The organism is Streptomyces sp. NPDC022910 (assembly GCF_055561075.1).
This window is the reverse complement of record NZ_JBVHHL010000008.1, coordinates 71,098-92,876: the sequence shown is the minus strand read 5'-3', so window position 1 is coordinate 92,876 and position 21,779 is coordinate 71,098. Positions and strand designations below refer to the sequence as shown.

General features: G+C 70.7%; 13 protein-coding genes. 10 read left to right on the top strand and 3 right to left on the bottom strand.

Features of this window, described 5'->3' with window-relative positions:
* Positions 1–50 precede the first annotated feature (50 nt).
* A complete protein-coding gene (locus ACZ3TS_RS10560; protein WP_467615897.1) occupies positions 51–3,800 on the top strand; it encodes an AAA family ATPase in 3,750 nt (1,249 codons plus the stop codon).
* Between the two features lie 222 nt (positions 3,801–4,022).
* Positions 4,023–5,441 (top strand): sugar porter family MFS transporter, encoded by a 1,419-nt coding sequence (locus tag ACZ3TS_RS10555; protein WP_467615895.1) that lies wholly within the window; start codon positions 4,023–4,025, stop codon positions 5,439–5,441.
* 161 nt (positions 5,442–5,602) lie between these two features.
* Here the strand turns inward: ACZ3TS_RS10555 and ACZ3TS_RS10550 are convergent, their stop codons facing one another.
* The gene (locus tag ACZ3TS_RS10550) at positions 5,603–6,574 is read right to left on the bottom strand and encodes an LLM class flavin-dependent oxidoreductase (protein WP_467615893.1); all 972 of its coding nucleotides are present in this window, start codon (positions 6,572–6,574) and stop codon (positions 5,603–5,605) included.
* Between the two features lie 334 nt (positions 6,575–6,908).
* On the opposite strand from ACZ3TS_RS10550, the gene ftsY reads away from it, so the two are divergent.
* The gene (gene ftsY, locus ACZ3TS_RS10545; RefSeq protein WP_467615891.1) at positions 6,909–8,111 is read left to right on the top strand and encodes a signal recognition particle-docking protein FtsY; all 1,203 of its coding nucleotides are present in this window, start codon (positions 6,909–6,911) and stop codon (positions 8,109–8,111) included.
* A gap of 261 nt (positions 8,112–8,372) precedes the next feature.
* Here the strand turns inward: ftsY and ACZ3TS_RS10540 are convergent, their stop codons facing one another.
* The gene (locus ACZ3TS_RS10540; RefSeq protein ID WP_467615888.1) at positions 8,373–9,035 is read right to left on the bottom strand and encodes a bifunctional DNA primase/polymerase; all 663 of its coding nucleotides are present in this window, start codon (positions 9,033–9,035) and stop codon (positions 8,373–8,375) included.
* A 450-nt stretch (positions 9,036–9,485) separates the two neighbouring features.
* Between ACZ3TS_RS10540 and nsdA the strand changes: the two genes are divergently transcribed.
* The 6 genes from nsdA to ftsH all read left to right on the top strand — a co-directional run bounded on the left by nsdA (position 9,486) and on the right by ftsH (position 19,244).
* Positions 9,486–10,961, top strand: a complete 1,476-nt coding sequence (gene nsdA / locus ACZ3TS_RS10535; RefSeq protein ID WP_467615885.1) for a transcriptional repressor NsdA — start codon at positions 9,486–9,488, stop codon at positions 10,959–10,961.
* Between the two features lie 422 nt (positions 10,962–11,383).
* Positions 11,384–12,721: an ammonium transporter gene (locus ACZ3TS_RS10530; RefSeq protein ID WP_467615882.1), complete on the top strand. Its 1,338-nt coding sequence runs from the start codon at positions 11,384–11,386 to the stop codon at positions 12,719–12,721.
* The gene (locus ACZ3TS_RS10525; RefSeq protein ID WP_009308760.1) at positions 12,718–13,056 is read left to right on the top strand and encodes a P-II family nitrogen regulator; all 339 of its coding nucleotides are present in this window, start codon (positions 12,718–12,720) and stop codon (positions 13,054–13,056) included. The genes ACZ3TS_RS10530 and ACZ3TS_RS10525 overlap by 4 nt, the downstream gene beginning before the upstream one ends.
* A 25-nt stretch (positions 13,057–13,081) precedes the next feature.
* Positions 13,082–15,529, top strand: coding sequence for a [protein-PII] uridylyltransferase (locus ACZ3TS_RS10520; RefSeq protein WP_467615879.1), 2,448 nt, complete (start codon positions 13,082–13,084; stop codon positions 15,527–15,529).
* Positions 15,530–15,663: 134 nt separating this feature from the next.
* A complete protein-coding gene (ffh, locus tag ACZ3TS_RS10515; RefSeq protein WP_467615876.1) occupies positions 15,664–17,214 on the top strand; it encodes a signal recognition particle protein in 1,551 nt (516 codons plus the stop codon).
* A gap of 101 nt (positions 17,215–17,315) precedes the next feature.
* Complete coding sequence (ftsH, locus tag ACZ3TS_RS10510) at positions 17,316–19,244, top strand: ATP-dependent zinc metalloprotease FtsH (RefSeq protein WP_467615873.1); 1,929 nt, start codon at positions 17,316–17,318, stop codon at positions 19,242–19,244.
* Between the two features lie 37 nt (positions 19,245–19,281).
* On the opposite strand, the gene ACZ3TS_RS10505 is transcribed toward ftsH, so the two are convergent.
* A complete protein-coding gene (locus tag ACZ3TS_RS10505; RefSeq protein ID WP_467615871.1) occupies positions 19,282–20,142 on the bottom strand; it encodes an SAM-dependent methyltransferase in 861 nt (286 codons plus the stop codon).
* Positions 20,143–20,354: 212 nt separating this feature from the next.
* Here ACZ3TS_RS10505 and proS point away from each other — a divergent pair, with 212 nt between their 5' ends.
* The gene (proS, locus tag ACZ3TS_RS10500) at positions 20,355–21,770 is read left to right on the top strand and encodes a proline--tRNA ligase (protein WP_467615868.1); all 1,416 of its coding nucleotides are present in this window, start codon (positions 20,355–20,357) and stop codon (positions 21,768–21,770) included.
* The last annotated feature ends 9 nt before the right edge of the window (positions 21,771–21,779 follow it).

Below are 21,779 nucleotides of genomic sequence, written 5' to 3'. Positions count from 1 at the left end.
AACCGCGGGTTCATGGAGTGAGATACCGGCGGAAGGTAGAGTCCGGCGGCGTGCACCTCAAGGCCCTGACCCTCCGCGGGTTCAAGTCGTTCGCCTCGGCGACCACGCTCCGGTTCGAGCCGGGGATCACGTGTGTCGTGGGCCCGAACGGCTCGGGCAAGTCCAATGTCGTGGACGCGCTCAGCTGGGTCATGGGCGAGCAGGGGGCCAAGTCGCTGCGCGGCGGCAAGATGGAGGACGTCATCTTCGCCGGCACCACCGGGCGCCCACCGCTCGGCCGCGCCGAGGTGTCCCTGACCATCGACAACACCGACGGCGCCCTCCCCATCGAGTACGCCGAGGTCACCATCACGCGGATCATGTTCCGCAACGGCGGCAGCGAGTACCAGATCAACGGCGACACCTGCCGTCTGCTCGACATCCAGGAACTCCTCTCTGACTCCGGCATCGGCCGCGAGATGCACGTGATCGTCGGTCAGGGCCAGCTCGACTCCGTCCTGCACGCCGACCCCATGGGCCGCCGCGCCTTCATCGAAGAGGCCGCGGGTGTGCTCAAACACCGCAAGCGCAAGGAGAAGGCCCTCAGGAAGCTGGACGCCATGCAGGCGAACCTCGCCCGCGTCCAGGACCTGACCGACGAGTTGCGCCGCCAACTCAAGCCGCTGGGACGGCAGGCGGCCGTGGCACGCCGGGCGGCCGTGATCCAGGCCGACCTCCGCGACGCCCGGCTGCGCCTGCTCGCCGACGATCTCGTACGGCTGCGGGAGGCACTCAAGTCAGAGATCGCGGACGAGGCCGCGCTCAAGGAGCGCAAGGAGGCCGCCGAGGCCGAGCTGAAGAGGGCACTGCAGCGAGAGGCGCTCCTGGAGGACGAGGTACGGCGGCTGACGCCGCGTCTGCAGCGCGCCCAGCAGACCTGGTACGAGTTGTCGCAGCTCGCCGAGCGGGTGCGCGGCACCGTCTCGCTGGCCGACGCCCGGGTCAAGAGCGCGACCTCCGCGCCCCCGGAGGAGCGGCGCGGACGCGACCCCGAGGACATGGAGCGCGAGGCCGCGCGCATCCGCGAGCAGGAGGCCGAGCTGGAGGCGGCCCTGGAAGCGGCGGAGCGCGCGCTGGAGGACACCGTCGCGCACCGGGCCGAGTTGGAGCGCGAACTGGCGATCGAGGAGCGGCGGCTGAAGGACGCGGCCCGAGCCATCGCCGACCGCCGAGAGGGCCTGGCCCGGTTGAACGGGCAGGTCAACGCCGCCCGTTCGCGTGCCGCCTCCGCCCAGGCCGAGATCGACCGGCTCGCCGCCGCCCGTGACGAGGCGCAGGAGCGCGCCGTCGCCGCCCAGGAGGAGTACGAGGCCCTCAAAGCCGAGGTCGACGGACTCGACGCCGGAGACGCGGATCTGACCGAGCAGCACGAGGCGGTGAAGCGGACCCTCGCGGAGGCGGAGTCGGCCCTCTCGGCGGCCCGCGAGGCGGCCACCGCCGCCGAGCGCCGGCGCGCCGCCGTCGCGGCCCGCCACGAGGCCCTCGCCCTGGGCCTGCGCCGTAAGGACGGCACGGGCGCCCTGCTCGGCGCGAGGGACCGTCTCTCCGGACTCCTGGGCCCGGCGGCCGAACTGCTGACGGTGACACCTGGATACGAGGTGCCGCTGGCGGCCGCCTTCGGTGCCGCCGCGGACGCGATCGCCGTGACGAGCCCGGCCGAGGCGGCCGAGGCGATCAGGCTGCTGCGCAAGCAGGACGCGGGGCGGGCGGCGCTGTTGCTGGCGGGGGCGCCGGAGGAGCCGGCAGGCGAGGCACGCGTCGGCGGCGGCGGTGCGGCCGGGGACCCGAGTGCGAGCGGGGACGCGAACGGCCCGGGCGTCGCTTCAGCTGCCATGGGCGCGACCGGCTCGGACGGCAGGCAGCCCCACGCCCTCGACGCCCCAGCCGTCATCCGTGGCGGCGAGCCCGCTGAAGCGCGGGGTGCCCTGGGCGGCGTGCCCCGGCCGTCCCGTGCCGACGGGCCTGCCTTCGCGGCCGATCTCGTCCGCGGTCCCGCCGAGCTGATGCCCGCCGTGCGGCGGCTGCTGCGCGGCATCGTCGTGGTCGGCACCCTCGAGGACGCCGAGGAATTCGTCTACACGCGACCTGATCTGACCGCCGTCACTGCCGAGGGCGATCTCCTCGGGGCGCACTTCGCGCACGGCGGGTCCGCCGGGGCGCCGAGCCTGCTCGAGGTGCAGGCCTCCGTCGACGAGGCCGCCGCCGAGCTGGAGGAACTCGCCGTCAGATGCGAGGAATTGACTGAGGAACAGCGGCTCGCGGGGGTTCGCCGCAAGGAGTGCGCCGCCCTCGTCGAGGAGCTGGCGGAACGGCGGCGTGCGGCCGAACGGGAGAAGTCCGCCGTCGCCCAGCAGCTGGGACGGCTGGCCGGGCAGGCGCGGGGCGCCGCCGGGGAGGCGGAGCGCTCCACCGCGGCGGCTGCCCGGGCCCAGGAGGCCCTGGAGAAGGCCCTGGGGGAAGTCGAGGAACTCGCCGAGCGGCTCGCCGTCGCCGAGGAGATGCCGGTGGAGGAGGAGCCCGACACCTCCGTACGCGACCGGCTCGTCGCCGACGGGGCGAACGCGCGGCAGACCGAGATGGAGGCCCGGCTGCAGGTCCGTACGCACGAGGAGCGGGTCAAAGGGCTGGCCGGACGCGCCGACTCCCTCGACCGGGGCGCCCGTGCCGAACGCGAGGCACGCGCGCGTGCCGAACAGCGGCGGGCCCGGCTGCGGCACGAGGCCGCCGTGGCGGAGGCCGTCGCCTCCGGCGCCCGGCAGCTCCTCGCCCACGTCGAGGTGTCCCTGAAACGTGCGGAAGCCGAGCGCACCGCCGCCGAGGCGGCCAAAGCCCGCCGCGAGGAGGAGCTCGCCGCCGCCCGTATCGAGGGCCGCGACCTCAAGGCGGAGCTCGACAAGCTCACGGACTCCGTCCACCGCGGCGAGGTGCTCGGCGCCGAGAAGCGGCTGCGCATAGAACAGCTGGAGACCAAGGCGCTGGAGGAACTCGGTGTCGAACCGGCGGGGCTGATCGCCGAGTACGGCCCCGACCAGCCGGTGCCGCCCTCGCCGCCCGCCGAGGGCGAGGAGCTGCCCGAGGACCCCGAGCACCCGCGCAACCAGCCCCGCCGGTTCGTGCGCGTCGAGCAGGAGAAGCGGCTCAAGGCCGCCGAGCGGGCCTACCAGCAGCTCGGCAAGGTCAATCCGCTCGCCCTGGAGGAGTTCGCGGCGCTGGAGGAGCGGCACAAGTTCCTCAGCGAGCAGCTGGAGGACCTCAAGAAGACCCGCGCCGACCTGCTCCAGGTGGTGAAGGAGGTCGACGAGCGCGTCGAGCAGGTCTTCACCGAGGCGTACCGGGACACGGCCCGGGAGTTCGAGGGTGTCTTCAGCCGGCTGTTCCCGGGCGGTGAGGGGCGACTCGTGCTGACCGACCCGGACAACATGCTCACCACGGGCGTCGACGTCGAGGCGCGTCCGCCGGGCAAGAAGGTCAAGCGGCTGTCCCTGCTCTCCGGCGGCGAGCGGTCGCTGACCGCCGTCGCGATGCTGGTGTCCATCTTCAAGGCGCGGCCCAGCCCGTTCTACGTCATGGACGAGGTCGAGGCGGCCCTCGACGACACGAACCTGCAGCGGCTGATCCGCATCATGCAGGAGCTGCAGGAGGCCTCGCAGCTGATCGTTATCACGCACCAGAAGCGGACGATGGAGGTCGCCGACGCGCTGTACGGCGTCTCCATGCAGGGTGACGGTGTGTCGAAGGTCATCTCCCAACGGCTGCGCTAGATGCATGTGAGCTACACGTGTCCTGACCTGCGCCTCTCTTAAAATTCAACTCCTGAACGCAATCGGCTAGCGCTTGCGGTAAAGCGCCAGGACTTCAGCCCTATTGACTTCGAAACTTGAAGGCATAGCCTCTGCAATGTTGTTTTTACCTTCAGGTCTCGCTACCTGACAGGGCTCGCCCCCACCCCGGCGGCCTTGCCGGTGGCCCGAGGAGTTACACACGTGACCAGCACAGCGCAGGCACCTCAGACAGGAGCCAGGACGGCTCACCCCGAACATCTCGGGCATGTCATCTTCATCGCGGCGGCGGCCGCCATGGGCGGCTTCCTCTTCGGCTACGACAGCTCCGTGATCAACGGCGCCGTCGAGGCCATCCGGGACCGCTACGACATCGGCTCCGCAGCGCTGGCCCAGGTCATCGCCATCGCCCTGATCGGCTGTGCCATCGGTGCCGCCACCGCGGGCCGGATAGCCGACCGCATCGGCCGCATCCGGTGCATGCAGATCGCAGCGGTCCTCTTCACCATCAGCGCCGTCGGCTCCGCGCTGCCGTTCGCCCTGTGGGACCTCGCCCTGTGGCGCGTCATCGGCGGCTTCGCCATCGGCATGGCCTCCGTGATCGGCCCCGCCTACATCGCCGAGGTGGCCCCGCCCGCCTACCGCGGTCGGCTCGGCTCCTTCCAGCAGGCCGCGATCGTCATCGGCATCGCCATCTCGCAGCTGGTCAACTGGGGTCTGCTGAACGCCACGGGCGGCGACCAGCGCGGCAAGCTGATGGGCCTGGAAGCCTGGCAGGTCATGCTCGGCGTCATGGTCGTCCCTGCCATCCTCTACGGCCTGCTCTCCTTCGCCATCCCCGAGTCCCCGCGCTTCCTGCTCTCCGTCGGCAAGCGCGAGCGCGCCCGGGAGATCCTCGCCGAGGTCGAGGGCAAGGAGGTCGACCTGGACGCCCGCGTCGCCGAGATCGAGCACGCGATGAAGAGCGAGCACAAGTCGGCCTTCAAGGACCTGCTGGGCGGCGGCTTCTTCTTCAAGCCGATCGTCTGGATCGGCATCGGCCTGTCGGTCTTCCAGCAGTTCGTCGGCATCAACGTCGCGTTCTACTACTCCTCGACGCTGTGGCAGTCGGTCGGCGTCGACCCGACGGACTCGTTCTTCTACTCGTTCACAACGTCGATCATCAACATCGTCGGCACCGTGATCGCGATGATCTTCGTGGACCGCATCGGCCGCAGGCCGCTCGCGCTCGTCGGGTCGGTCGGCATGGCGGTCGGTCTGGCTCTGGAGGCCTGGGCGTTCTCCTCCCACCTCGTCGACGGCAAGCTCCCGGCCGCCCAGGGCTGGATCGCCCTGATCGCCGCCCATGTGTTCGTCCTCTTCTTCGCCCTGTCCTGGGGTGTGGTCGTCTGGGTCATGCTCGGCGAGATGTTCCCGAACAAGATCCGCGCCGCCGCCCTGGGCGTGGCCGCCGCCGCGCAGTGGATCGCCAACTGGGCCATCACCGCGAGCTTCCCGTCACTGGCCGACTGGAACCTCTCCGCGACCTACGTGATCTACGCGGCCTTCGCCGCGCTCTCCGTCCCGTTCGTTGTGAAGTTCGTGAAGGAGACGAAGGGCAAGGCCCTGGAGGAGATGGGCTGACCCGTCGCTTCGAGCTCGGGGAGAAAAGCCGCATCCCCGCTGCCCCTCTCCTCGGATCCTGCCGCCGCCCGGCCCGGTCACTGACCGTGCCGGGCGGGGGTGTTTTCGGGCTCGTTCGCCTCCGGGGCGCGCCGCTGCGCGGAGGCGGCGACATACGACGATCAGTCCTCCAGACGGGGGAGCACGCTCTCGCAGAAGAGGTGCAGGCTGCGCCAGCCCTCGTCGAGGGGCATTCCGCCGGACAGCGGGTGCAGGACGTAGTTGTCCAGGCTCAGGGCCACGCACTCGTCGGGCGTCAGGATCCGGTAGACGCCCTCCGCGCGCAGTTCGTCCACCGTCGTGGCCGACGACTTCACCGCCGAGCGGATGCCGCCCGACTGCCAGGAGGCGTACGTACGCGCCTCGTGGAGGAAGTGCTCGCCGTAGTGCGCCCACGCCCGGTCGGGATCCTCGGTGATGTGCAGCAGCGGGGTCTCGGCGGCGGGCATCATCGTCCAGCCCTCGCTGCCGTACTCCACGAGCCGCTCCTTGTAATACGTCTCCAGCTCCGGCAGGTGCGCGCTCGGGAAGAAGGGCAGGCCCAGGCGGGCGGCGCGGCGGGCCGCCGCCTTCGAGGAGCCGCCCACCAGCAGCAGGGGGTGCGGGTCGCTGCAGGGGCGGGGGGTGACGCGCACGGTGCGGCCGCGAAACGGGAACTCCTCGCCGGTCCAGGCCCGGAGCAGGGTGTCGAGAAGCTCGTCCTGGAGCCTTCCGCGCTGCTTCCACTCCACGTCGAAGAGGGCGTATTCCTCGGGCCGGTAGCCGATTCCGGCGACGGTGACCAGCCGGCCTCCGCTGAGCAGATCCAGCACGGCGATCTCCTCGGCCAGCCGTAGCGGGTCGTGCAGCGGGCCGATGACCGCGGAGACGGTGACCGCGAGCCGCCGGGTCGCTCCGAAGACCGCGCCGGCGAAGGCGAAGGGCGTCGGCAGCCAGTTGTTCGCGACCCCGTGGTGCTCCTCCGTCTGCACGGTGGTGATTCCGTGGTCATCGGCGTACGCGGCCATCTCCAGGGCCGCCCGGTAGCGGGCGCCGAGCGAGGCGGGGGTGGCACCGGGCTCGACGAGGTTGAACCGTACGACCGTGACGGGCATGGAGAGGCCCCCTTCGCCTACGCCGGGCGGGTGTGCAGGGAAACGTTAGCTGACAGGGTGTCAGGTAACCAGGGGTGCGCGGCCATCTCCGGAGCCGCCGCCGAACGAGGGGCGAGGGTGTGTCACGGCCCACTTCATGAGCCGTGTCACACCCTGGGGACGCTGCTCTGCGTAACCGACGGGCCTTCGGATACTGGACCCGTCGTGACTCCGCCCCTGACGGGCTTCCGGCCGACGCGAGGGCGGACCGCGGGCCGGCCCGGCCCGGAGGGGCCTCTGGCCCCGCGCGTACGACGAACGGCCGAGCAGGAGGTCACGCCATACTGGGGGTGTTATGGAAATCGTCATCCTTGCTGTAGTCATCGCCGTGGTCGTGCTCGTCGCGCTCGGCGGGCTCCTCGTCGGCAGCCGGCGGAAGAAGCCGCTGCCCCCGGCGCCCCCCACGACGCCCGACATCACCGCCCCTCCGGCCGAGCCGCACGTCGGCGAAGAGGCCGAGACACCGCGCGACGAGGAGCGCCGGACGATCGAGGAGGTGGACCTTCCAGAAGGTTCCGCTCCCGTCGTCGTCGAGGAGCCGCCCGTCGTCGAAGCGCCCCCGATCGAGATCCCCGAGCCGACCGCCGGCCGTCTGGTCCGTCTGCGCGCCCGCCTGTCCCGCTCGCAGAACGCGCTCGGCAAGGGGCTGCTCACGCTCCTGTCCCGCGAGCACCTCGACGACGAGACCTGGGAGGAGATCGAGGACACCCTGCTCACCGCCGACGTCGGCGTGCAGCCCACCCAGGAGCTGGTCGAGCGGTTGCGTGAGCGCGTGAAGGTGCTCGGCACCCGCACGCCCGAGGAGCTGCGCGGGCTGCTGCGCGAGGAGCTGCTCACGCTGGTCGGTCCCGACATGGACCGCACCGTCAAGACCGAGCCCGAGGCCAGCAAGCCCGGCATCGTGATGGTCGTCGGCGTGAACGGCACCGGCAAGACCACCACCACCGGCAAGCTCGCCCGCGTCCTCGTGGCCGACGGCCGCACCGTCGTCCTCGGCGCCGCGGACACCTTCCGGGCCGCCGCCGCCGACCAGCTGCAGACGTGGGGCGAGCGGGTCGGTGCCTACACCGTGCGCGGTCCCGAGGCCGGCGACCCCGCCTCCGTGGCCTTCGACGCGGTCAAGGAAGGCAAGGAGATGGGCTACGACGTCGTGCTCATCGACACCGCGGGCCGCCTGCACACCAAGACCGGCCTCATGGACGAGCTGGGCAAGGTCAAGCGCGTCGTTGAGAAGCACGCCCCGCTGGATGAGGTGCTGCTCGTCCTCGACGCCACGACCGGGCAGAACGGTCTCGTCCAGGCCCGAGTCTTCGGCGAGGTCGTGGACATCACCGGCATCGTGCTCACCAAGCTCGACGGCACGGCCAAGGGCGGCATCGTGGTCGCGGTCCAGCGCGAGCTGGGCGTGCCGGTGAAGCTGATCGGTCTCGGCGAGGGCGCCGACGACCTGGCGCCGTTCGACCCGGAAGCGTTCGTGGATGCGCTTATCGGCGACTGACGGCACACGACGCGGCGTACGGCGTCACCGGCGGCGTACGAGAAGAAGGGCTCCGGCCACATGGTGCAGATGTGGCTGGGGCCCTGCTGTCTTTTGCGCCTGATCCGGTGTCGCTCTCGCGGACCTGGTCGCTCGCCGTCGTGGTGCCTCGATCGATGGTTGCGGTGCGTGGATGGCGAGAAATGCACGAGAGGCCGAGAAAGGCCCCCGTCGCACGGTGCAGATGCGGCAAGGGCCCTTCGCTGGTGCTGACCGGCAAGGCTATGCGCGTGAGCGGTGGGCCACGTATGCCAGCGTGCCGATCAGCAGGCGCGCGGCCGGCGGCTTCGTCGCCGAGTCGAGGGCGGGGGAACGCAGCCAGCGGACCGGGCCGAGCCCCCCGCGGTCCGAGGGCGGGGCGGTGATGTATGTGCCCGGGCCCAGCGCGTGCAGGTCGAGCGCCGTGTCGTCCCACGCCATCCGGTACAGCAGCGCGGGCAGCTCGGCCGCGGAGCCCGGGGCGACGAAGAAGTGGGCGCGGCCCTCCGGGGTCGCCATCACTGGGCCGAGCGGGAGGCCCATGCGCTCCAGCCGGATCAGCGCGCGCCGCCCGGCCGCCTCGGCGACCTCGATCACATCGAACGCGCGGCCGACCGGAAGCATCACCGCGGCGCCCGGGACCTCGGCCCAGGTCTCGGTCGCCTCGTCGAGTGTCGCGCCGGCGCGCACGACGGGCGCGAAGTCCAGAGGATGCGCGCCCGGCATGCCGCAGTCCCTCTTGCCGCACGAGCACGCCCCCGCGGCCGCCCGTGCGCCGGGCACCACGTCCCAGCCCCACAGGCCCGTGTACTCGGCCACGGCGGTGCACTCCGACGAGCGGCCCCGGCGCCGAGCGCCGGGCCTGATCTCGCGGATGGCCCGCGTGCCGCCGATCGTGAAGCCCATGCCCCCTCCAACGGGTCCAACGCGCCGATGGTTACGCGGTGGAAGCGAAACGTGACTCTGTGTTTCCGGCCCGCCGGTGGGTGCCGTGCTGTTCGAGCGGCTTCCCGTTGCATCCGGGGTGGTGCGTTCGGCGGTGCGCGCCGGTAAGTGCACCGCTCCATCCGCTTCCGGCTGTCATGTGTCAAGTGAATCGCGCGCTGGCGGTGGTGAGTTCATTCGAAGGGGTGGCGAATGGTGGCGTTTCTGGAATCGCCATGGCTGCGTGCGTGATCGTAGGATTACTTTGAGTGCACGAGTCCTGGGGACGCACGCACTCGTGGGTATGCCGGAGGCAAGGCGGTTTTCCGTTCGGCGGGTGAGAACTGCCGGACGCGGGACCGTATTCACCGGCATTCTGGTAGGGCTTGGCGCACACAGCGCACAAGTGGTTTGAGGGATGGGGGCGTTCCAGTGGGCGACAACGGCGGAAGCGGCGCGAACGCTGACAAGCGCCCCAACGAGCTGCTCGGTTCATGGTTTGTGCGCAGCGGCTGGTCGAAGGGCGAGCTGGCGCGTCAAGTGAACCGCAGGGCCCGCCAGTTGGGGGCCAGTCACATCTCCACAGACACCTCACGGGTGCGCCGCTGGCTCGACGGAGAGAATCCGCGCGAGCCGATCCCCCGGATCCTTTCGGAGCTGTTCTCCGAGCGCTTCGGCTGTGTGGTCGCCGTCGAGGACCTTGGGCTGCGCACCGCCCATCAGTCACCCTCCGTGTCCGGAATCGACCTGCCCTGGACGGGCCCGCAGACGGTGGCGCTGATCAGTGAGTTCTCGCGCAGCGACCTGATGCTGGCGCGGCGCGGTTTCCTCGGGAGCTCGCTGGCCCTGTCCGCGGGCCCGGCCCTCATCGAGCCCATGCAGCGCTGGCTCGTGCCGGGCCCCACCGCCCCGCGCGAGGAGCCCGAGCCCGCGTCCTCCGCGCGCAACCGGGGCCGGCTGTCCAGGCCAGAGCTCGACCTCCTCGAGACCACCACCGTGATGTTCCGCAAGTGGGACGCCCAGTGCGGCGGCGGTCTGCGCCGCAAGGCCGTCGTCGGCCAGCTGCACGAGGTGACCGACCTCCTCCAGGAGCCCCAGCCCGAGTCCACTGCCAGGCGGCTCTTCAAGGTCGCCGCCGAGCTGGCCGAGCTGGCCGGCTGGATGAGCTACGACGTCGGGCTGCAGCCCACCGCCCAGAAGTACTTCGTCCTCGCCCTGCACGCCGCCAAGGAAGCGGGCGACAAGCCGCTGGGTTCGTACGTCCTTTCCAGCATGAGCCGCCAGATGATCCACCTCGGCCGGCCCGAGGACGCCCTGGAGCTCATCCACCTCGCCCAGTACGGCAGCCGGGACTGCGCGAGCCCGCGAACCCAGGCGATGCTGTATGCGATGGAGGCCCGCGCCTACGCGAACATGGGGCAGCCCGGCAAGTGCAAGCGTGCCGTCCGGATGGCGGAGGACACCTTCGCCGACGCGCTCGAGTTCGACGAGCCCGAGCCCGACTGGATCCGCTTCTTCTCCGAGGCCGAGCTGCACGCGGAGAACTCCCACTCGTTCCGCGACCTCGCCTACGTCGCGGGCCGCAGCCCCACCTACGCCTCCCTCGCGGAGCCCCTGATGCAGCAGGCCGTCGACCTCTTCGCCGGGGACAGTGAGCACCAGCGGTCGTACGCACTCAACCTCATCGGCATGGCCACCGTGCACCTGCTGCAGCGCGAGCCCGAGCAGAGCGCGGTGCTGGCCGAGCGGTCCATGCAAATCGCCAAAAAGGTGCGGTCCGAACGTGTCAACACTCGTATTCGAAAGACTGTCGACACGGCTGTACGCGATTTCGGTGATCTTTCCGAGGTCGTCGACCTGACCGACCAGCTCGCCACCCATCTTCCCGAGACCGCCGACGCGGTCTGACCCCGTCCGGGCCCGTTACTCGCACGGGCTCCATGGAACCCCGGCCGCGGCCGCCATCCCGTACTGCCCGACTCGGCTCCCCCATGCCAGGTCATCGGATGGCCGTCGCGGTCGGCCTGCACCGCAACCTTTGAATGAGGAATCCCGCGGCGACGAGCCGGTGCGGCAGCTGCGCCGGTTTATGCGCTAGAAGGGACGTTTACGAAAGGTTGCGTCACGATAACGATCAATGCGGCCGGCATCCGGCAGTTCATCAACCCGTAACACGCCCAGCGCCTTCGTCACTGCGGTGAAACATCGAGGGGCTTCGACCGAAACCGCACTGCGCCAATCTCGTGGCGCATAACCGGCCCACCCCTCATGACCAGACCGCTCTCAGGCTTCGCCCGCACGGGGCCGTACCAACCGACGAGGAGACGCCGATGGCACCAGCCATCATGCTTGCGGCGGACGCACCCAAGCTGTCGTCCGCCAACACAGGCTTCATGCTGATCTGTTCCGCCCTGGTGATGCTCATGACACCGGGCCTGGCCTTCTTCTACGGAGGCATGGTCCGCGTCAAGAGCACCCTGAACATGCTGATGATGAGCTTCATCAGCCTCGGGATCGTCACCATCCTGTGGGTGCTCTACGGCTTCTCCATGGCATTCGGCACCGACAAGGGCTCGATCGTCGGCTGGACCTCCGACTGGGTCGGATTCAGCGGCATCGGCAAGACGGACCTGTGGCCCGGCTACACCATCCCCGTCTTCGTCTTCGCCGTCTTCCAGCTGATGTTCGCCATCATCACGCCCGCCCTGATAAGCGGCGCCCTGGCGGACCGCGTGAAGTTCACGGCCTGGTCGATCTTCCTGGTGCTGTGGGCCACGATCGTGTACTTCCCGGTCGCCCACTGGGTATGGGGCACCGGCGGCTGGGCCTTCGACCTCGGCGTGATCGACTTCGCCGGTGGTACGGCGGTCCACATCAACGCCGGTGCCGCGGCGCTGGGCGTGATCCTCGTCATCGGCAAGCGCGTCGGCTTCAAGAAGGACCCGATGCGTCCGCACAGCCTTCCGCTGGTCATGCTGGGCGCCGGTCTCCTGTGGTTCGGCTGGTTCGGCTTCAACGCCGGCTCCTGGCTCGGCAACGACGACGGCGTCGGCCCGCTGATGTTCGTCAACACGCAGATCGCCACCGCGGCAGCCATGCTGGCCTGGCTCGCCTACGAGAAGATCCGCCACGGCGCGTTCACCACGCTGGGCGCCGCCTCCGGTGCCGTCGCCGGTCTGGTCGCGATCACCCCGTCCGGTGGTGCGGTCTCCCCGCTCGGCGCGATCGCCGTCGGTGCCATCGCCGGTGTCGCGTGCGCCGCGGCCGTGGGCCTGAAGTTCAAGTTCGGCTACGACGACTCCCTCGACGTCGTCGGTGTCCACATGGTCGGCGGTGTCATCGGCTCCCTGCTGATCGGCTTCTTCGCCAGCGGCAAGGGCCAGTCCGAGGTCAAGGGCCTCTTCTACGGCGGCGGCATGGACCAGTTCTGGAAGCAGTGCGCCGGTGTCTTCGCGGTCCTGGCCTACTCCCTGATCGCCTCCGCGATCCTCGCCTTCCTCCTCGACAAGACGATCGGCATGCGCGTCCCCGAGGACGAGGAGGTCTCCGGTATCGACCAGGCCGAGCACGCCGAGACCGCATACGACTTCAGCGGTGCGGGCGGCGGCATCGTCGGGTCCGCCGCTTCGGTCCTGGCCGCCACGGAGAGCAAGAAGGTGGACGCATGAAGCTCATCACCGCCGTCGTGAAGCCCCACCGCCTCGACGAGATCAAGGAGGCCCTCCAGGCCTTCGGGGTACACGGTCTGACGGTCACCGAAGCCAGCGGCTACGGTCGTCAGCGGGGACACACCGAGGTCTACCGGGGCGCCGAGTACACGGTCGACCTGGTGCCCAAGATCCGCATCGAGGTGCTGGCCGAGGACGACGACGCCGAACAGCTGATCGACGTCATCGTCAAGGCGGCCCGCACCGGCAAGATCGGGGACGGCAAGGTCTGGTCCATCCCGGTCGAGACGGCCGTCCGGGTCCGGACCGGCGAGCGCGGACCCGACGCGCTGTAAGGCACCAAGGAACAGGAGTCGCTGGGTGACGAGTACCGACGTACGAACGGAAGCAGAGGGCTCGGGACCCAGCGGCTACGCGGCGGCCCGGCTGCGCCTCCTCCAGGAGGGGGCGCAGTCCGGGCCGCCGCGCCGTGCGGCCCTGGCCGAGCTGACGGACGGCTGGCTCGCCGAGCTGTTCACCGCCGGCGCCGAAGGGCTGCGCGATGTCGCCCTGGTCGCCGTCGGCGGATACGGCCGCGGCGAACTGTCCCCGCGCAGCGACCTCGATCTGCTTCTGCTGCACGACGGTGGCGACAGCAAGGCCGTCGCCGCTCTCGCCGACCGCATCTGGTACCCCGTCTGGGACCTGGGTCTCGCCCTCGACCACTCCGTTCGCACCCCGGCCGAGGCCCGTAAGACCGCCGGTGAGGACCTCAAGGCGCAGCTGGGCCTGCTCGACGCGCGGCATCTGGCGGGCGACCTCGGGCTGACCGCGGGCCTGCGTACGGCCGTCCTCGCCGACTGGCGCAACCAGGCGCCGAAACGTCTCCCGGAGCTCCAGAAACTGTGCGCCGAACGGGCCGAGCGGCAGGGTGAGCTGCAGTACCTGCTGGAGCCGGACCTCAAGGAGGCGCGGGGCGGGCTGCGCGACGCCACCGCCCTGCGCGCGGTGGCCGCCTCCTGGCTCGCGGACGCCCCGCGCGAGGGGCTGGCGGACGCCCGGCGCAGGCTGCTGGACGTACGGGACGCGCTGCATCTGACCACCGGACGCGCCACCGACCGGCTGGCGCTGCAGGAACAGGACCAGGTCGCCGCCGAGCTCGGGCTGCTGGACGCCGACACGCTGCTGCGCCAGGTGTACGAGGCGGCGCGCGTTATCTCGTATGCGAGCGATGTGACGTGGCGCGAGGTGGGCCGAGTCCTGCGGTCGCGCGCCGTGCGGCCGCGGCTGCGCGCCATGCTCGGGGGCGCCAAACCGGCCCCGGAGCGGTCACCGCTGGCGGAAGGCGTGGTGGAACAGGACGGCGAGGTGGTGCTCGCACGCGCCGCGCGCCCGGAGCGCGACCCCGTGCTGCCCCTGCGTGCCGCCGCGGCCGCCGCCCAGGCGGGTCTCCCGCTCTCCCTGCACGCCGTACGGCACATGGCCTCCACCGCGCGCGCCCTGCCCACGCCCTGGCCCGCCGAGGCGCGGGAACAGCTCGTGACCCTGCTGGGCTCCGGCCGCCCGACCGTCGAGGTCTGGGAGTCCCTCGAGGCCGAGGGTCTGATCACCCGCCTGCTGCCCGACTGGGAGCGCGTGCGCTGCCGCCCCCAGCGCAACGCCGTGCACATCTGGACCGTCGACCGGCACCTCATCGAGACGGCCGTGCGCGCCTCCGAACTGACCCGCCGCGTCGGCCGGCCCGACCTGCTCCTGGTCGCCGCGCTCCTGCACGACATCGGCAAGGGCTGGCCCGGCGACCACTCCGTCGCGGGCGAGATCATCGCGCGGGACGTGGCGGCCCGCATCGGCTTCGACCGCGACGACGTCGCCGTCCTCGCCGGCCTCGTACGCAACCATCTCCTGCTGGTCGAGACGGCGACCCGGCGCGATCTGGAGGACCCGGCCACCGTGCGCGCGGTCGCCGAGGCCGTCGGCTCGCAGAGCACGCTGGAGCTGCTGCACGCGCTCACCGAGGCGGACGCCCTGGCCACCGGGCCCGCCGCCTGGTCGTCCTGGCGGGGCACGCTGGTGAGCGACCTGGTCAAGCGGGTCGCGGCGGTGCTGGCGGGCGACGAGCCCGCGGACCCGGAGGCCGCCACTCCCACCGCCGAGCAGGAGCGGCTCTCCATCGAAGCGTTCCGTACGGGCGGGCCGGTCCTGGCGCTGCGCGCGCAGACCGAGCCGCCGTCCGAGGAGCCGTCCGGCGAGCCGGAACCTCTCGGCGTGGAACTGCTCATCGCCGTCCCGGACCAGCCCGGGGTGCTGCCCGCGGTATCGGGCGTGCTGGCCATGCACCGCCTCACCGTCCGCACGGCGGAGTTGCGCGCCCTGGACCTGCCGGACGGCGTCCACGAGGGCTCGGTCCTGCTGCTGGACTGGCGGGTCGCGGCGGAGTACGGCTCGCTGCCGCAGGCCGCTCGGCTGCGCGCCGACCTGGTACGGGCCTTGGACGGCTCCCTGGACATCGCGGCCCGCCTGGCGGAGCGGGACGCCGCCTACCCCCGCCGCCGGGGCGTGGTGGCGCCCCCACCGCGTGTGACGGTGGCCCCGGCGGCCTCGCGGCACGCCACGGTGATCGAGGTACGGGCCCAGGACGCACCGGGGCTGCTGTTCCGGATCGGGCGGGCGCTGGAGAAGTCGGGCGTACAGGTGCGCAGCGCCCATGTCAGCACCCTGGGTGCGAACGCGGTGGACGCCTTCTATGTGACAACGGCCACGGGCGCGCCGCTGCCGAGGGAGGACGCCGCGTCCGTGGCGCGGATGCTGGAGGAGGCGTTGCGGGCGTGACTCCCGGCTGATCCCGCCGAGGCCGGATCGTGTCCCCGCTCGCTGCATCCGGCGGGCGGGGACGATTTGCTTGCCGGGCCGGATACCCTGGAGGGCAGCCCAAAACGACCCCGACCCCGAGGACCGACGCCGCCGTGTTCGATACCCTCTCCGACCGCCTCAGCGCGACTTTCAAAAGCCTCCGCGGGAAAGGCAGGCTCTCCGAGGCGGACATCGACGCCACCGCGCGCGAGATCCGCATCGCGCTCCTCGAAGCGGACGTGGCGCTGCCGGTCGTCCGGACCTTCATCAAGAACGTCAAGGAGCGGGCCCTCGGCGCCGAGGTCTCCCGGGCCCTGAACCCGGCCCAGCAGGTCCTCAAGATCGTCAACGATGAGCTGGTCACGATCCTCGGCGGCGAGACCCGCCGCCTCCGGTTCGCCAAGCAGCCCCCGACGGTGATCATGCTGGCGGGTCTGCAGGGTGCCGGTAAGACCACTCTCGCGGGCAAGCTCGCCAAGTGGCTCAAGGAGCAGGGCCACTCGCCGCTGCTGGTCGCAGCCGACCTCCAGCGTCCGAACGCCGTCAACCAGCTCAGCGTGGTCGCCGAGCGTGCGGGCGTGGCCGTCTTCGCGCCGGAGCCGGGCAACGGCGTCGGCGACCCGGTCAAGGTCGCCAGGGACTCCATCGACTTCGCGAAGACCAAGGTCCACGACCTCGTGATCGTGGACACCGCCGGCCGCCTCGGCATCGACCAGGAGATGATGCAGCAGGCCGCGGACATCCGGGACGCGGTCTCGCCCGACGAGATCCTCTTCGTCGTCGACGCGATGATCGGTCAGGACGCCGTCAACACGGCGGAGGCCTTCCGCGACGGCGTCGGCTTCGACGGCGTGGTGCTCTCCAAGCTCGACGGTGACGCCCGCGGTGGTGCGGCCCTGTCGATCGCCTCGGTCACCGGCAAGCCGATCATGTTCGCGTCGAACGGCGAGAAGCTCGACGACTTCGACGCCTTCCACCCGGACCGGATGGCCTCCCGCATCCTCGACCTGGGTGACCTGCTCACCCTGATCGAGCAGGCGGAGAAGACGTTCAGCCAGGAAGAGGCCGAGAAGATGGCCTCCAAGCTGGCGTCCAAGAAGGGCCAGGACTTCACCCTGGACGACTTCCTGGCTCAGATGGAGCAGGTCAGGAAGATGGGTTCGATCTCCAAGCTGCTCGGCATGCTGCCGGGCATGGGCCAGATCAAGGACCAGATCAACAACCTGGACGAGCGGGACGTCGACCGCACTGCCGCGATCATCAAGTCGATGACCCCGGTCGAGCGCCAGGACCCGACGATCATCAACGGCTCGCGCCGGGCCCGTATCGCCAAGGGTTCCGGTGTCGAGGTGAGCGCGGTCAAGAACCTCGTCGAACGGTTCTTCGAGGCGCGCAAGATGATGTCGCGCATGGCCCAGGGCGGCGGTATGCCGGGCATGCCGGGGATCCCGGGCATGGGCGGCGGCCCCGGCCGGACCAAGAAGCAGCCGAAGAAGGCCAAGGGCAAGCAGCGCTCCGGCAACCCGATGAAGCGCAAGCAGCAGGAGCAGGAGGAGGCCGCGCGCCGCGCCGCCGCAGCCGAGGGCGGCGGCACCTTCGGTCTGCCGCAGCAGAGCGGTCAGGAGTTCGAGCTGCCCGACGAGTTCAAGAAATTCATGGGCTGACGTCCACGACGGGCCGTGCCGTACGACGCCGAGGGCGCCCCTCTCCTCAGGGGCGCCCTCAGCGCGTGCCGGGGTCTGCAGGGTGTCGTACCGTCCGAGGTATGAGCGATGCCGCGCCACCACGCAAGACCCCGGAACAGCCGTGGCGCACCGAAGGCACTCCGGAGGAGCCGCCCAAGCGGCTCGGCGGCCGGAAAATGCCGGGCGGCTGGTGGAGTCTCGTCGTCGCCGCAGTGATCGTCTTCGCCCTCGCCTACCTCGCGGTGACCTACTTCACCGCGGCCAACGAGCCGACGATCTCGTACACGGAGTTCAGCCGGCAGGTCGACGACGGCAACGTCACCAAGGTCTACTCCAAGGGCGACGCGATCCAGGGTCAGCTCAAGAACGCCCAGCCGAAGCCGGGCGGCGGGACGTACACGAAGTTCAAGACGCAGCGCCCGGCCTTCGCGGACGACAAGCTCTGGCAGAACCTGACCAAGCACCACGTCACGGTGACCGCCCAGCCGGTGGTGCAGGAACGCAGCAACCTGTCCAACCTGCTGATCTCGCTGGTGCCGCTGCTGATCCTGGTGGCGGTGTGGATCTTCGTCGCGCGGCGGGTGCGAACGGGCCTGGGCGGCGCGGGCGGCATGTTGGGCCGCAGGGCGCCGCCCAAACCGGTCGAACTGCGACCGGGCAAGCAACGCACCACGTTCGCCGACGTGGCCGGGATCGAAGAGGTCAAGGGCGAGCTGAACGACGTCGTCGACTTCCTCAAGAACCCGGACGCGTACCGCAGCATGGGCGCGAAGATGCCGCGCGGCGTGCTGCTGACGGGCCCGCCGGGCACCGGCAAGACGCTGCTGGCGCGGGCGGTCGCCGGCGAGGCGAGCGTGCCGTTCTTCTCCGCCTCCGCCTCCGAGTTCATCGAGATGATCGTGGGGGTCGGCGCCTCCCGAGTCCGCGAGCTGTTCGCCGAGGCCCGCAAGACAGCGCCGTCGATCATCTTCATCGACGAGATCGACACGATCGGTCGGGTGCGGGGCGGCGGCGCCTCCGTGGGCGGCCATGACGAGCGCGAGCAGACGCTGAACCAGATCCTCACGGAGATGGACGGCTTCTCCGGCTCCGAAGGCGTGATCGTCATCGCGGCGACGAACCGCGCCGACGTCCTCGACCCGGCGCTGACCCGGCCCGGCCGCTTCGACCGGGTGGTCACCGTCCTGCCGCCGGACCGCGACGGCCGATTGGCGATCCTGAGGATCCACACGCGCGAGATGCCCCTCGCACCGGACGTGGACCTCGCCCAGGTGGCACGGATGACCCCGGGCATGACGGGCGCGGAACTGGCCAACCTCGCCAACGAGGCCGCCCTGCTGGCGGTCAAACGGGGCCAGCGGCAGGTGGCCCAGCCGGAGTTCCTGGAAGCCCTGGAGAAGGTGCAGCTCGGCGCCGAACGCTCGCTCCTGATGCCCGAGGAGGATCGTCGGCGCACCGCGTACCACGAGAGCGGGCACGCCCTGCTCGGCATGCTGCAGCCCGGCGCAGACCCGGTCCGCAAGGTCACGATCGTGCCGCGCGGCCGGGCGCTCGGAGTGACGTTGTCGACCCCCGAAGTGGAGAAGTACGCGCACTCGGAGGAGTACCTGCGCGGCCGCATCATCGGTGCCCTCGGCGGCATGGCGGCGGAAGAGGTGGTCTACGGAGTCATCACCACGGGGTCCGAGAGCGACCTAGAACAGGTCACCAACATCGCGCGCGGCATGGTCGCCCGCTGGGGCATGAGCGAACGGGTGGGCCGCTTCTCGGCACTGCCCAGCGACGCGCAGCAGGCGTACGGCCTCGCCGCGGCACCGCAGACGCTGGACATGATCGAGAGCGAGATGCGCCGCATCGTGGACGAGTGCTATGAGGAGGCTTGCCGCAAACTCGGCGACCACAGGGGCCAGTTGGACGCCCTGGCGGAAGCGCTCCTGGTCAACGAGACCCTGAACGAGGCGGAGGCGTACCGCATCGCGGGGGTCCTGCGCCCGAGGAAGGACGACTGAGCACCCGACGGGAGGGGGGAAGCCTCTGTGCGCTCGGCTAGGGCACGCGCGCTATCAGGTACCGGAACATGTTCGGCATCCACACCGTCCCGTCCGCCCGCCGGTGCGGGTGCAGCGCCTCCGTCAGCTCCTTGTCGACCTGCTCCCGGTCGGTGGCGTCGATCGCCGCGTCGAAGAAGCCCGTCGAGAGCATCCCCCGTACCGCGCTGCCCATGTCCGCGTACCCGAAGGGGCAGGCGACCCGGCCCGACCCGTCCGGCCGCAGCCCGCAGCGCTGCACCGCTTCCTCCAGATCGTCGCGCCGGGCCGGACGCCAACTGCCCGTGCCGCGTTCGGGATCGGCCAGTTTCGTGGCGACACGGAGCACGGACGAGGTGCTGCACCGTTCGGGCGGGCCCCATCCGGCGAGCACCACGGCCGCCCCGCGCTCGGCGAGCGGCGTCGCCCCCGCGAGCTGTTCCTCGAGGCCATCGCCGTCCCCGGCCGCGCATCCGATCGGTTCGAAGGCGGTCAGCAGGTTGTACGCCGGCGCTCCGGAGGCGGGCGCCGCGTCCCGCGGGGAGCCGTCGACGATCCGGGTGTCCGCACGCGCGCGTGTGTCCCATGTCCCGGGCAGCAGCCGCTCCCGGGCGAGGGCCAGCCGTTCGCGGGCACCGTGATCCACGCCGGTGACCGAGGCACCCAGGGAGGCCGCCATCAGCAGGGCGAGACCCGCACCGCACCCGAGCCCGAGCAGCCGCGTCCCGGCGCCCACCTCCAGCCGCTCGTAGACGGCCTCGTACAGCGGCACGAGCATCCGCTCCTGTATCTCGGCCCAGTCACGCGCGCGTGCACGCAGGTCCGCGCGGGGAGCCGCCCCCGCGTGGCGCAGGTGCTGCCGCACGAGCGTAGGTGTCATCTAAAGCGCCCCAATCCGACGAGAGTTGTCTCTGTGTCCGATTCCGTAGCCCCCGTGACGTGCGCTCGCACTCCCCCGTAGCCCTCCGTATGCCAGGTAACTCCGCCCCCGTCGTCACGTCCAGGGGTTGCGGCGACTCCTTGTGAGCCCTCCGTGCGCCCCGGGAGACAAATGATTCACGGTGTGCGGAGGTGTCCCCGTACCATCGCGCCATGGCAAAGGCACCCGTTCTCACGCCCCGAGCGGACGACTTCCCGCGCTGGTACCAGGACCTGGTCAGCAAGGCCGAACTGGCCGACAACGGACCGGTGCGCGGCACCATGGTCATCCGACCGTACGGGTACGGGCTGTGGGAGCGGATGCAGGCGGAGATGGACGCCCGCATCAAGAAGACGGGCACCCAGAACGCGTACTTCCCGATGCTGATCCCGCAGTCGTACCTGACCAGGGAGGCCGACCACGTCGAGGGCTTCGCGCCCGAACTCGCGGTGGTCACCCACGGCGGCGGCAAGGACCTCGAAGAGCCCGCCGTGGTCCGGCCCACCTCCGAGACCATCATCAACGAGTACTTCTCCAAGTGGATCCAGAGCTACCGTGACCTGCCCCTGCTGATCAACCAGTGGGCGAACGTGGTGCGTTGGGAGTTTCGGCCCCGCCTCTTTCTGCGCACCTCCGAGTTCCTGTGGCAGGAGGGCCACACCGCGCACGCCACCTACGAGGAGGCCCGCGACTTCGCCGCGCACATCCAGCGGAACGTGTACGGGGACTTTCTGGAGAACGTCCTCGCGGTGGACTTCGTGTCCGGCCGCAAGACGCTCAAGGAGCGCTTCGCCGGCGCCGTCAACACCCTGACGCTCGAGAGCATGATGGGCGACGGCAAGGCACTCCAGATGGTCACCAGCCACGAGCTGGGCCAGAACTTCGCCAAGGCGTTCAACACCCGCTACCTGTCGAAGGACGGCACGCAGGAATACGTCTGGCAGACCTCGTGGGGCTCCACAACCCGCATGATCGGAGCCCTGGTGATGACGCACGGCGACGACGACGGCCTCCGCGTTCCGCCGCGCCTGGCGCACGTTCAAGTCGTCGTCCTGGCGATCAAGGACGACGATGCGGTTCTGGCCAAGGTCCGCGAACTCGGAGACCGGCTGACGGCAGCCGGCATCCGCGTCCAGGTGGACGACCGCACCGACACACCCTTCGGCCGCCGCGCGGTCGACTGGGAGCTCAAGGGCGTGCCCGTACGCATCGAGATCGGCCCCCGTGACCTGGAGAACGGCACGGCGATGCTGGCCCGCCGCATCCCCGGAGGCAAGGAGCCGGTGGCGATCGGATCGGTGGTCGGGCTGCTTCCCGGGATCCTGGAAGAGGACCAGGCGCTCCTCCTGAAGCAGTCGCGCGAGCGCCGTGTGTCCCGTACGGCGGACGTGTCGACGATCGACGAGGCCGTCGAGGCGGCCACCGCCGGCGGCTGGGCGCGCATTCCGTGGGCCGTGCTCGGCGAGGACGGCGAGGCCAAGCTGGGTGAGCACGCGGTGACCGTACGGTGTCTGCTCGCCGAGGACGGGTCGGTTCCCGACGCCGACGACGCACCGGGTAACGTCGCGGTCGTCGCGCGCGCTTACTGAGGTACGAGG